Source organism: Veillonella caviae, from assembly GCF_003992125.1.
In the GTDB taxonomy this organism is placed as follows: Bacteria; Bacillota; Negativicutes; order Veillonellales; family Veillonellaceae; genus Veillonella; species Veillonella caviae.
Genome location: NZ_RQUY01000025.1, coordinates 1 through 12835, shown reverse-complemented (window position 1 = coordinate 12835; position 12835 = coordinate 1). Strand labels below are relative to the sequence as shown.

The window sequence follows — 12835 nt, the reverse complement described above, 5'->3', positions numbered from 1 at the left end:
CATTCACACCTTGAGTATTAGCATTCTGCGGTCAAGAAAACACACATATTCACTATGTGCTACGTATAAGCCTTACACTCTTCCGCTATTACACAGCAACGGTCATAGCTAATTTCCCCAAATGTTCATAACCTTCCAAAGTAATATCCTCAGGTTTAAAATCATAGAAATCAGTTACATCTCGATTGATATGAATGGTAGGCGCTGGTAATGCTTGGTTACGACGTTCTAATTGTTCACGCAATTGTTCTATATGATTTTCATAAATATGTGCATTATTAATGACATGAGTAAATTTGCCAGGTTTTAATCCTGTCACGTGAGCAATCATATGTACTAACGCCGCATATTGCGCCGTGTTGAAAGGAATACCAAGGCCCATATCACCACTGCGCTGAACGAGCATACAATTTAAATAACCATCACCTACATCCCACAAAGTTTCATATGCACAAGGTTGTAATGCCATATCTGATAAATCCTCAATATTCCACAAGGTTACAATCATACGACGGCTATCTGGATCTTCCTTAATTGTTCTAATTAAATTATCTAATTGTTTGTATTTAGCGATTTGATAACCATACGCCTTACCGATAGTACCATCTTCGCGCATCCATTCATCCCATACCCGAACATTCATATCTTGTAATTTGCGCACATCGTTAGATTGCATTTGCCAAATCCAAAGCAATTCTTTTATAGCCGTTTTAAAGGCAACGAATTTTGTTGTTAAAATAGGAAATTCCTGTTGCAAGTCAAATTGCATAATTTGTTGTGGCAATTTATATGTGGCCACACCAGTACGGTTTTGTCCATATATACCGTTATTTAATATATTTTCTACAATATTCAAATATTGTGTATCTGCTAAACTCATACATCCCCCTTTTGCTAAGTTAAACATACTATGCTTATAGCGCTTATCTATATATCCCTATATTAGCAGTAACCTAAAGCTATATTCATCTACAATCTATTTATCCTTTATAACTAGCAATTGCCTCCAGGAAGGTGGGCCCATATTTTTTTAATTTTGCTTCCCCTACGCCTTTGATATTGCCAAATTCACCTAATGTAGTAGGTCGCATATTAGCTAAATCAATAAGCACCGTATCAGGGAACACAATATACGGCGGAATACCTGCTGCTGCAGCCAATCTTTTACGGTGTTGCCGCAAATATTCAAACAATCCCCCACTGCCCGATCGAGATACTTCAGAACGAGAAATCGATGCAGATTGTTTCGTTTTCCTCGATGGTACTACTACTTCTTGACGAATTTCTTCCACCTCTTTATGACCAGCAAGTACTTCTTCGGCCCCAGCTGTAATAGATAGAACGGGGTATTTTCCCATAGAGCTACGCAAATACCCGGAAGCAATACATTGCTGAATAAGCCCTTTTAATTCGGTTTCTCCTATATTACTAAGGTATCCAAACACAGGTAGTGCATCAAGGCCTGCTCGAATGATGCGATCCGTCCGTTCCCCTCTAACGATGGAGCAAATCATTGATGCCCCATATCGCTCTTCGGTGGCGATAATTGCTCGGAATATTGCCTTTGCCTCTTTTGTTACATTCACACGGCGCCCCTTAGCATTGCAGGAACTACAATTATCACATTGCTCCCAATGGGCGATTTCACCAAAATAGGCAAGCATATATTTGCGCAAACAAGTGCTACAGAAGCAATAGTCAATCATAGCCTGTAATTTTTTAAGTTCTACCAATTTACGTTGCTCTGCTACACGAGGATCCCCCAAAGATTGTTCCACGGTTTGGTCAATCAAATATTTATGCACCCGCACATCTTGTCCGCTATAAAGCAAAATGCATTCTGCTTTAGCTCCATCTCGACCAGCACGGCCCGCCTCTTGATAATAAGATTCCATATTTCGCGGCATTTGGTAATGTAGCACATAACGTACATTACTCTTATCAATGCCCATACCAAACGCATTAGTAGCAACCATGACTTGCAATTGATCAAAGGCATATTTATTTTGCATATCCTTACGCATTTCATCTGATAAACCAGCGTGGTAATACCCAGTTTGAATTCCAGCCCTAGTAAGATTATCATATACTCGTTCCACATCTTTACGAGTAGAACAATAAATAATGCCATTTTCATGAGCATGACGGCGTACATAATCCACCACATAGTCCATCCGCTTTGGCGTACGCACCACAGAAAAAGATAAATTAGGTCTGTCGAAACCGGTAATGTATACATTCGCTTCGCTAAGACCTAGTAACTGTTTAATATCGCGTTCTACAGCCTTTGTCGCCGTCGCTGTAAAAGCCCCCACTACAGGGCGTTTTGACAATTCATTAAGCCAATCTCCAATGAGTCGATAGGAGGGTCTAAAATCATGACCCCATTCAGAAATACAATGAGCTTCATCTACAATGACTTGCGCAATAGGTAATCCGCGAAGAACATTACAGAAAAAATTAGACGATAAACGCTCTGGTGCAATATATAATAATTTCACTCGCCCACTGCGCACATCATACATAGCTTTGTTGAATTCTGTCTGTGTCAATGTACTATTGATAAGAGCCGCTGGAATATTTTGATCTAATAAGCTATCCACCTGGTCCTTCATTAGAGAAATAAGTGGGGAAAACACAATGGTCAATCCTGGTTTGCATAGTGCTGGTATTTGAAAGCAAATGGACTTGCCCGCCCCTGTTGGCATAATAGCTATTACATCCTCATTATTCAACAGTGATTCCACCGGCGCCTCTTGTGCAGGACGAAAAGAAGGATACCCAAAATAAGTTTCTAACATTCGCAATGCCTGTGCTTTATGTGCCATTAAGGTTCCTCCTTTCATACGATAATTGTCTATCTATTGTACCATTTTTAGTAGGATTTTTACATACTCCCCTATGTTCGTCAGAAAAAATTTCATCTACTGAGCTGTGATAATTTGATATAAATGCATTACAAGAAACATCCTATAGAACCTTAATATATGGTACAATATAAAGTATATATTTTCTCAACCTAATTTCTAAGGAGGTCTGATAAAGGCATGACGCAAGACAACTTAATGATAATTATAGCCTTTGCCTTGTATTTAGGACTCATGATGTACATCGGGGTCTACTACTATCGCAAATCGAACAGCATTGGTGACTACATCCTCGGCGGTAGGCAACTGGGACCGTGGATTACGGCACTCAGTGCGGAGGCTTCGGACATGAGTGGTTGGATGTTGATGGGTGTACCAGGTCTAGCGTATACGACAGGTATCTCTGGCCTATGGATTGCTGTAGGTCTTACGTTGGGCACTTGGGCTAACTGGCGTTTTGTTTCTCGCAGATTGAGGAATCATACAGAAGTAGCCAGCGATAGCCTTACCTTACCAGATTATTTGAAAAATCGTTTCCACGATCGTTCCCATTCAGTAGCTGTTATTTCGGCATTATTCATTTTAATTTTCTTCCTTATTTACACATCTTCTGGATTTGTAGCAGGAGGTAAATTATTTAACACCATTTTTGGCCTTGACTACACAGTATCTCTTTTTATTACCGCTGGCATTGTTGTATTCTATACCTTCCTCGGCGGTTTCCTCGCCGTATCTTGGACAGACTGTATTCAAGGAGCATTGATGTTCTTCGCTATCCTAGCAGTTCCTATTACAGCAGCCATGTATTTAGGTGGTCCTATTGAAACAATGAGCCTCATCCAAGCAGAATTTCCTCAGGGCTTAAATTTATTTGCTGGTGAAAGCGATATCTTTACCATGATGATTGGCATCATTTCCGCTCTTGGTTGGGGGCTCGGCTATTTTGGTCAACCTCATATCTTAGTGCGGTTTATGGCCATCTCCGATGCGAAAGAATTAAAGAAATCTACTAATATCGCCATGGTATGGGTTATCCTATCCTTATTAGCTGCTATATTCGTAGGACTTATCGGTCATGTATATATGTTACCTGAAAAATTAGTTGGCACTGATGCGGAAACAATTTTCCTAGTCATGACAGAACGATTATTCTCACCATTCATGGCTGGTCTCATTTGGTCCGCTGTTCTAGCAGCCATCATGAGTACTGCATCAGCACAATTACTCGTAACAGCTTCGGCTATTGCAAACGACTTCTACGCTAATCTAATTCATAAAACAGCATCTGATAAAGAATTAGTTTTAGTCAGTCGCATTACAGTATTAATCGTAGCACTTATCTCAATCTATTTAGCTATGGATCCAGACAGCCTCATTTTAACAATGGTTGCCTACGCATGGGCAGGCTTTGGTGCCGCCTTTGGTCCAGCTATTTTATTCTCCCTTTTCTGGAAACGGATGACACGCCAAGGCTGTATTGCTGGTATCGTAGTAGGTGGTTTAACAGTCCTCATTTGGAAACAATTTGCCTGCTTTGGACTCTACGAAATCATTCCTGGTTTCATCCTCTCCTCCATCGCCATCTATGTAGTGAGCCTTCTGAGCCCATTACCACCTAGACCGGTATTAAAAGATTATAAAGAAGCTGAAAAAATGCATATCTTATAAACACAAAGAGCACCTGCCAATTATATGGGCAGGCGCTCTTTTTATATATATTGACTTAATCCATCACGGATAGCCTCACGTACTTCAAATACCATAGATGCAGGACTCAATACTTTAACACTTTCTAAATATTGTAATGCCCAGTATTTAAAAGCTTCTTTGTTAACAGTTACACAACACTCAACGATGTCAGGAGTTACTTTAGTAAATTCTACATTGCCGTCAAACCAGTCGAGAATTTGATTAACAATGCTTCGTTTAGCTTCAAACTTTACATGTATAGATTCGCCACCAAATGCATATATATGTTCTTTCATATATTGTACAACATCAAAGGTTCGTTGATGTTTATAACCTTTAATAGTGCGAAGTTCTTTACGCGATTCATCAAGAATCTGAACTTTCCCAATACGATCTACCCGCAAAGTAGCCATGTCAGAGTAATTATCATGATTCCCTACCAAATAATATTGACCCCTATTAACTACTAAATGGTAAGGATTAAATATATATCGTCGCTCATGACCATCTAAATCTAAATTAACATGTAATTGTTTATCTACATCAGGCTGATAATAAGCAAGCGAAATTTTCTTAGCATGGGCGATGGCATTTTCTATGAGCTCAATATTAAGAAACAAATCTTGGCTTCTTTGAAGGAATCCTATAGATGTTTCAATATTAGCACTATGAGATTTGAAGTGTAGACTTCCTAATTTCGATACCTTCTCTATAAGCTGTGCTCGTTGATGGGAATTAATATGACGAGATGCTAGTAAGCCATCTATGATAAGATGTAATTCCGAATCCTCAAAGTCATGAATCATATAAAAATTAGTACGACGAATAGAACCATCTGATCCCACAGCAGATTCCTCACAATCAATATCAAATTCTTTAGATTCATATAACTCATTTAAATGGCGCCCCAATGTTTTACGATCGACAATAATGCCATAGGTTTCAGCCAAAATAGTGCGAATCTCTTCTTGAGACAATGTATTATTAGCATCTGTTTGTTCTCTAAGGATTTTTAAAATATAGACTAGAATAGCCTTCTTAGACGACATGATTGACTCCTTTTACAATATACAATTCAAAGCTTACTTGATTTTATTGTCTAAGAACCCTAACATTTCCATACGTTTAGTAAGTTCATTATAGAATGCTTCTGCCATAGCCTGTTGATTTTTACCTGGTGTGCCATGTGTTTGAGAGAAGATTTTATCTTTTATAGATTTAATAATAGTCGATTTTGCCTTTGGCTTATTCATAATTTCCATAAACATAAGATCTTCATCGGATATGTCGTCAATGGCTTCGTTGTATGGTGTAGCGCCATAGATATAATCTGTACCTCCATCTGCGATAGCTTTCACAAATTCTGTGAATCGTTTAGGAACAAAGGATTGCCCTTCCATATAATAAGCTTTCACAGGTGGGGTTTTAAGGAAACGCAATCCGCCACGTACAATATGCTCTGCCATAGCAATATAAAGAGCGTTTACCGCATCTTCTAAGCTTTCATCGTTACCATTAGCCGCATCATTCGCCGCTTTCACCAGAGTCAATGCCTCAATCATGTTAAACTGACCGCCATCCTTAATAATGGACTGAAATGTATCACGCACAAGGTCATTAGTAAACATTTCAAGAGCTTCTTCATCGAATAATGTCTCATAAGTAAATGCATTAATAATAGTGCGTACTGGTACAGTATTAACTAAACCGGGATTTCCTAGATCGTATTTAATAGCTTGTGCATGAGAAGACTTGCAAATGATAGATTTTCTGAAAGATGTGTCAAGAATAAAATCTAAATATTGTTCCTGTCCCACATGATTATTAGGCGACAATTTTTCTAATTGATCTGCCATCTCACTATCAAAACTACGCACCATAGATAATGTTAAATCTACATCACAAACATAGGATAGATTATGTTTCGCCAAATGATTGTTAAATTGATAAAAATATACAGGGTCATTGTTAGGTTCCAAATGATCATGGCCTACGTAATAATCATCCTTTTGCATAACAGAGCGCAAGGCTCCGAGAAATTTACTATTGCGGTCTTTCAAATTATCATATTTAAGAATTTGACTGCCTACGATACTGCCAATGGTTTTACCACGCAATACCTTGTCTTTATGGTTGAGATGTTCTGCATCGCCATTAGCAAACATCATCAATTGGCGCACCTCTTCCATAGTGTGCCAACCTGGATAGGTATTATAAGACACATACGCAAGACCATTATCTGCTAAGTGGCGCTCAATAATGTTTAGCATAGCATCTTTTACACTATCATCTACCCAAGAATATACGCCATGGGCAATAATGTAATCAAAGGTGCCTATATTTTCATTAATAGACCCGATATCCGATTGGATAAGCTCAATATTTGTAAGCCCGGCATTGGCAATGATTTCGTTCCCTTTTTCTACTTGATCTTGTGAAAGCTCAATACCTACAAATTGCGCTTCTGGATTATATAGGGCTTGAGAAATAATATTACCACCATAGGTAGCACCTAACTCAAGAACCCGTGCAGTTTTCGCTGGCGGTGTATCTAAACCAACTAATGTGCCATACGCTTCTAATACGGCTGGTGTAGTAAATGGAAACGGCATTGATTTATAACCTAATTCACTATAAATCGTTTGTTGTATATCTGTATTTTTTTGTATATCTTTAGAACTTGTACCCATATGTAGTATCCTTTACTCGTTGTCCAATATATAAGTTAATTACCTTATTATTATATCAAACTTTAATATCTATGCACTATCCTAATGTTTATTATAATCTAATCTCACCTATTAAAAGAATTTCACTACATGCAAAAGAGGCATCCTCATAAGAGGATGCCTCATATCGTTTAAGAAGTTGTTAATTATTTAACGTCTTCGAAACCTTTTTGCAAGCGAACATAGCTTAAGCGACGTTCTTTAGCATCTTGTTCAGTTTTAGCGAACAATTCTTCTGCCACATCTGGAGCAGCTTTAGCCAAGGAAGCATAACGTACTTCACCTTTAAGGAAGTCTTGGAAGCTTTCAGTTGGTTCTTTAGAATCCAAGGAGAATGGATTTTTACCTTCTGCTTTAAGTTGAGGGTTAAATCTGTAAAGATCCCAGTAACCAGCTGCAACAGCTTTACGTTGTTCTTCTTGAGCTTTACCCATACCAGCTTTGATACCATGGTTGATACATGGGCTGTATGCGATAATCAAGGAAGGACCTGGATAAGCTTCTGCTTCTGCAACAGCTTTCATCAATTGGTTTTTGTCTGCACCCATAGCAACTTGTGCTACGTAAACATAACCATAGGACATAGCCATCATGCCAAGGTCTTTTTTCTTAGTACGTTTACCAGAAGCTGCGAATTGAGCAACTGCTGCTACGTTAGTGGATTTAGAAGCTTGACCACCAGTGTTGGAGTATACTTCAGTATCGAATACCCAGATGTTGATGTCTTCGCCAGAAGCTAATACATGGTCAACACCACCGAAACCGATATCGTATGCCCAACCGTCACCACCGAAGATCCAGTGGGAACGTTTTACTAAGAATTGTTCTTTTTCAAGAATTTCTTGTAATTCTGGAGTTGTAGCACCTTCAGCTTTGATTGCTGCTACTAAACGTTCGGAACGTTGACGAGTAGAAGCGCCAAGGTTAGCAAATTCAATCCAGTGTTCTAAAGCGTCTTTCAATTCGCCAGTTGCAGTTTCAGCAGCTTTAGATGCCAATTCTACTAATTGTTGACGAATTTTCTTAACGCCGATGTACATACCATAACCATATTCAGCATTGTCTTCGAACAAGGAGTTTGCCCAAGAAGGACCTTGACCTTGTTGGTTAGTAGTGTATGGAGATGCAGGCATGGAAGCACCCCAAATAGAGGAACAACCAGTAGCATTGGCAATCATCATACGGTCGCCGAATAATTGAGTTAACAATTTAGCATATGGAGTTTCACCACAACCTGCGCAAGCGCCGGAGAATTCGAACAATGGTTGTTCAAATTGGGAGCCTTTAACAGTGTCTTTTTTCATTGGATTTGGTTTTACAGGAAGGTTAACTGCATAGTTCCATGCTTCTGCTTGTTCGATTTCAGTATCGATAGAAGTCATTACGATAGCTTTGCCTTTTGGAGATGGACAAATATCAACGCAGTTACCGCAACCTAAGCAGTCCAATGGGGACACACCAATGCGGAATTGAAGATCTTTAGCACCCAATGCAGGGATTGTTTCAAAATGTTCAGGAGCTGCTGCCACTTCTGCTTCAGTTGCCAAGAATGGACGAATTGTAGCATGTGGACATACGAAGGAACATTGGTTACATTGGATACAGTTTTCTGGTAACCATTTTGGAACGAACAATGCAGGACCGCGTTTTTCATATTTAGCAGTACCAGCAGGTAATGTACCATCTTCGTAACCAGCGAATGTAGATACAGGAAGGTCATAACCAGCTTGTGCATTGATAGGTTGTGCGATTTTTTCTACGAAAGATGGGCAAGATTCGCAACCTGGTTTAACTGTTGCATGACCTTCGTCAACAGCATTTTTCCAGTCTGCAGGAACGTCAACTTTTACAAGTGCATCTACGCCAGCATCGATAGCAGCATTGTTCATGTCAACAATATTTTGACCTTTTTTGCCGTAGGAAGTTACTACGGATTCTTTCAAGTATTTAATTGCTTCATCTACAGGAATGATTTCAGTCAATTTGAAGAACGCAGCTTGAGTTACCATGTTAATACGACCGCCCAAACCGATTTCGGAAGCGATTTTCGCAGCATTGATGATGTAGAAATTCAATTCTTTTTCTGCGATTTGACGACGTAATTTAGCTGGTAAATGTTGGCTCAATTCTTCTGGAGACCAAGTACAGTTCAACAAGAATGTACCACCTTTTTTGATGCCACGAATCAAGTCGTATTCATGCACGTAGGATTGACGATGACATGCTACGAATTGAGGTTCTGTAATCAAATAAGGCAAGTTGATTGGATTTGTACCAAAACGAAGGTGAGACATTGTTACGCCACCAGATTTTTTGGAGTCGTAATCAAAGTATGCTTGTGCATACAAATCAGTGTGGTCACCAATGATTTTGATAGCAGATTTATTAGCACCTACAGTACCGTCAGAACCGAAGCCCCAGAATTTACATTCAGTCAAACCAGGAGTTTCTACTTCTACGCCTTCAGCACGGTCCAAGGACAAGAATGTTACGTCGTCATTGATACCTAATGTGAAGAATTTTTTGCCGTTTTCAGCATTCATGTTGTCAAATACAGCAACGATATCTGCAGGGATAACGTCTTTAGAACTCAAGCCATAACGGCCAGCGATAACTTTTACATTACGACCACCGTCAACAACTGCAGCTTGTACATCCAAGAACAATGGCTCAGCCAAAGCACCTGGTTCTTTTGTACGGTCAAGAACAGCAATGCGTTCTACAGTTTGAGGAAGAGCTTTTAATAAACGATCTGTTGCGAATGGGCGGAACAAGTGAACGTTGATAAAACCAACTTTACGACCCAATTTATTCAAGTACTCTACAGTAGATTGAACTACTTGAGCAGAAGAGCCCATAGTTACGATTACATCTGTAGCGTCAGCAGCACCATAGTAATTGAACAATTGGTAGTTAGTACCTGCCAATTTGTTAACTTCGTTCATGTAATGTTCTACAACATCTGGAACGTTGAGGTAGAATTTATTGGATGCTTCGCGATGTTGGAAGTAAACATCAGGGTTTTCTGCAGTACCACGAGTTACAGGTGCATCAGGATTCAACGCATTTTTGCGGAATGCTTTTACAGCATCCATATCTACTAATGGTTTTAAATCTTCATAATCCCAGATTTCGATTTTTTGAATTTCGTGAGATGTACGGAAACCATCGAAGAAGTTGATAAAAGGTACACGAGTTTTGATAGCTGTTAAATGAGCTACAGCGGACAAGTCCATTACTTCTTGAACGGAAGATTCAGCAAGCATAGCACAACCAGCTGCACGAGCTGCCATTACGTCTTGGTGGTCACCGAAGATTGCCAAAGCGTGAGCTGCAAGAGCACGAGCTGCTACTTGGAATACACCTGGAAGTAATTCGCCAGCTACTTTGTACAAGTTAGGAAGCATCAATAACAAACCTTGGGAAGATGTGAAAGTTGTTGTTAATGCGCCAGCTTGTAAAGAACCGTGGAACGCAGCAGCAGCACCTGCTTCAGATTGCATTTCTACAACTTGAACAGTGTTGCCGAAGATATTTTTACGACCAGATGCGGACCATTCATCAATATGTTCTGGCATTGGAGAAGATGGAGTGATTGGGTAAATCGCAGCAACTTCTGTAAAACCATAAGAAACGTGAGCAGCCGCTTGGTTGCCGTCCATAGTTTTAAATTTACGACTCATGTGAATATTGCCTCCTTAAGCATAAAGCAAAATATAGAACACTTGCTTAATCTATCATTATGTTTAGGAATAACAACCATAACAAACTTGCGTACATTAAAAAATAATGCAATAATATATATGTTATATATAATATGGCATTATGTGTGTGAACTTCGTTTGTGATGGGCACAACCATAATTCCTAATATCATAACTTGATATAGCCCTATATGTTCATTATAACGTGGTGGGCCCTGTCAAGGCAATACATACAGTGACTGTCGCTTTGCCAATATTGCTATCCATGCTTTACATATTGTCATAGCTAATTGCTTTTTAGTAATAACCTTTCTCATTTAAAGCACGTCACATCCTATTATCTTTATATTATTAGGGGGTTAATCATGGATTTTCACCATTTAAAATACTTCGTAGAAGTAGCTGATCAAAAAAGCTTTAGTAAAGCTGCGAGGAATTTGCACATCTCTCAATCCGCTATTAGCCGTACCATCAAGGCGCTAGAGGATGAATTAGGGGTGGTACTCTTTATGCGTAATGCCAAGTCTGTAGAGCTAACTGATGGTGGAACCATATTTTTGACACATGCTAAGCGCGTAGTGTTTATGTTTGAGCACTTAAAAACAGATTTTGAAAATGAGTTCCGTTTAGAGCAAGGTTCCATCAGAATCGGCATTCCGCCTATTACAGATGCACCTATTTTCGCTCAACTTTTAGGGGAATTCAAAAAAGTATATCCACAAATTGAGTTAGAACTATATGAACAAGGTTCTAAAAAAGTAGAAATTTCTGTACAGGAAGGGCTTATTGATATCGGCATTATTTGTACAAAACCAAATCCTAAAGAATTTGAATCCTTCTACCTCACTTCGGACCCATTATCCGTTATTATTCCAAAAGGAAATCCACTAGCAAAAGAAAAAGAGATTCGTCTTGAAATGTTATCAGAAGAGGCTTTCGTATTACATAAAGACGATTTCAATTTGCATGACGAAATCATTAAAGCATGTAAACATACAGGGTTCCAACCGCACATCGTATTCGAAACGAGCCAACGAGACCTTATGTTACAAACGGTAAGCGCTGATTTAGCTATCGCACTCCTTCCATCTCGACTTTGCCCAGAACTTGGTGAAAATACTTCCATTGGTTCCAAAGTTGTGGTGCGCCCGTTAGTACCAGAAATCATTCATACACTATATGTAATTTGGAAAAAAGGCCATTATCTCTCTCACGCATCTCGCTTATGGTTAGATTTTGTTAATTCTAAATTACCATTGCCAGGTCTTCAATTGGAGGATATCCAATAATGAAGTCACCATTTGGGCTCGCAACAAAATGGCGAGCCCTTTTGAAAGCCAAAGAAACCCCTTTATGGGTAATTATTATTATCCTCATTATTGTAGTCATCAATCAACAATTACAAATTTCAGAATTACAGTACCGTGTCGATGAAGATCACGATGGTAGTACTATCACTAGCGTTGCTGGGCGACTATATATCTTGGAGGGGATGGCTAATAAACACGCAGACAAAATCGAAGATATAGAAAAAGCCATTCGCCAGTTACAAAACGACGGTGCCAATTACGATTGGCAGCTAAAACAATTACAATGGTTACATCCTGAATTAAAGGTAACGCCACCAGATGCCAATCCAAATCCTCTTAAATCAACTGATTTAAACCTTGATATGAATCCTGGGAAAGTACCAGATGTTGTAAAAAAACACACTACTGATATTAATAAGTAGTCAAAAAGAAGCTAGAACACAATCTATTCAGATAGTTCTAGGGTTATAGGACAAAAAGTGTGTGTGACTAATCCCAATAAGTTGGAAAATTTGTAGACATATGTAGCTCATTCCA

General features: G+C 39.1%; 8 protein-coding genes. 3 read left to right on the top strand and 5 right to left on the bottom strand.

Annotation, left to right across the window (positions count from 1 at the left end; translation table 11 throughout):
* Positions 1–88: 88 nt before the first annotated feature.
* Complete coding sequence (locus EO120_RS08115) at positions 89–880, bottom strand: thymidylate synthase (RefSeq protein ID WP_127134980.1); 792 nt, start codon at positions 878–880, stop codon at positions 89–91.
* A 100-nt stretch (positions 881–980) separates the two neighbouring features.
* Positions 981–2828, bottom strand: a complete 1848-nt coding sequence (gene recQ, locus EO120_RS08110) for a DNA helicase RecQ (RefSeq protein WP_127134979.1) — start codon at positions 2826–2828, stop codon at positions 981–983.
* A 219-nt stretch (positions 2829–3047) separates the two neighbouring features.
* On the opposite strand from recQ, the gene putP reads away from it, so the two are divergent.
* The gene (putP, locus tag EO120_RS08105; protein ID WP_127134978.1) at positions 3048–4535 is read left to right on the top strand and encodes a sodium/proline symporter PutP; all 1488 of its coding nucleotides are present in this window, start codon (positions 3048–3050) and stop codon (positions 4533–4535) included.
* A gap of 41 nt (positions 4536–4576) precedes the next feature.
* On the opposite strand, the gene EO120_RS08100 is transcribed toward putP, so the two are convergent.
* The 3 genes from EO120_RS08100 to nifJ form a co-directional block, all read right to left on the bottom strand.
* On the bottom strand, positions 4577–5605 hold the full coding sequence (locus tag EO120_RS08100; protein ID WP_127134977.1) for a helix-turn-helix transcriptional regulator: 1029 nt from the start codon (positions 5603–5605) through the stop codon (positions 4577–4579).
* Positions 5606–5638: 33 nt separating this feature from the next.
* Positions 5639–7246 (bottom strand): methyltransferase regulatory domain-containing protein, encoded by a 1608-nt coding sequence (locus tag EO120_RS08095; protein WP_206512486.1) that lies wholly within the window; start codon positions 7244–7246, stop codon positions 5639–5641.
* A gap of 185 nt (positions 7247–7431) precedes the next feature.
* The gene (gene nifJ, locus EO120_RS08090) at positions 7432–10968 is read right to left on the bottom strand and encodes a pyruvate:ferredoxin (flavodoxin) oxidoreductase (protein WP_127134976.1); all 3537 of its coding nucleotides are present in this window, start codon (positions 10966–10968) and stop codon (positions 7432–7434) included.
* Between the two features lie 385 nt (positions 10969–11353).
* Here nifJ and EO120_RS08085 point away from each other — a divergent pair, with 385 nt between their 5' ends.
* Positions 11354–12277: a LysR family transcriptional regulator gene (locus EO120_RS08085; protein WP_127134975.1), complete on the top strand. Its 924-nt coding sequence runs from the start codon at positions 11354–11356 to the stop codon at positions 12275–12277.
* Positions 12277–12720: a hypothetical protein gene (locus EO120_RS08080; protein WP_127134974.1), complete on the top strand. Its 444-nt coding sequence runs from the start codon at positions 12277–12279 to the stop codon at positions 12718–12720. The genes EO120_RS08085 and EO120_RS08080 overlap by 1 nt, the downstream gene beginning before the upstream one ends.
* Positions 12721–12835 lie beyond the last annotated feature (115 nt).

Coding starts and splice junctions, on each gene's coding strand:
- putP (WP_127134978.1), top strand. CDS start 3,048: ATGACGCAAGACAACTTAATGATAATTATAGCCTTTGCCTTGTATTTA.
- EO120_RS08115 (WP_127134980.1), bottom strand. CDS start 880: ATGAGTTTAGCAGATACACAATATTTGAATATTGTAGAAAATATATTA.
- EO120_RS08095 (WP_206512486.1), bottom strand. CDS start 7,246: ATGGGTACAAGTTCTAAAGATATACAAAAAAATACAGATATACAACAA.
- nifJ (WP_127134976.1), bottom strand. CDS start 10,968: ATGAGTCGTAAATTTAAAACTATGGACGGCAACCAAGCGGCTGCTCAC.
- recQ (WP_127134979.1), bottom strand. CDS start 2,828: ATGGCACATAAAGCACAGGCATTGCGAATGTTAGAAACTTATTTTGGG.
- EO120_RS08080 (WP_127134974.1), top strand. CDS start 12,277: ATGAAGTCACCATTTGGGCTCGCAACAAAATGGCGAGCCCTTTTGAAA.
- EO120_RS08100 (WP_127134977.1), bottom strand. CDS start 5,605: ATGTCGTCTAAGAAGGCTATTCTAGTCTATATTTTAAAAATCCTTAGA.
- EO120_RS08085 (WP_127134975.1), top strand. CDS start 11,354: ATGGATTTTCACCATTTAAAATACTTCGTAGAAGTAGCTGATCAAAAA.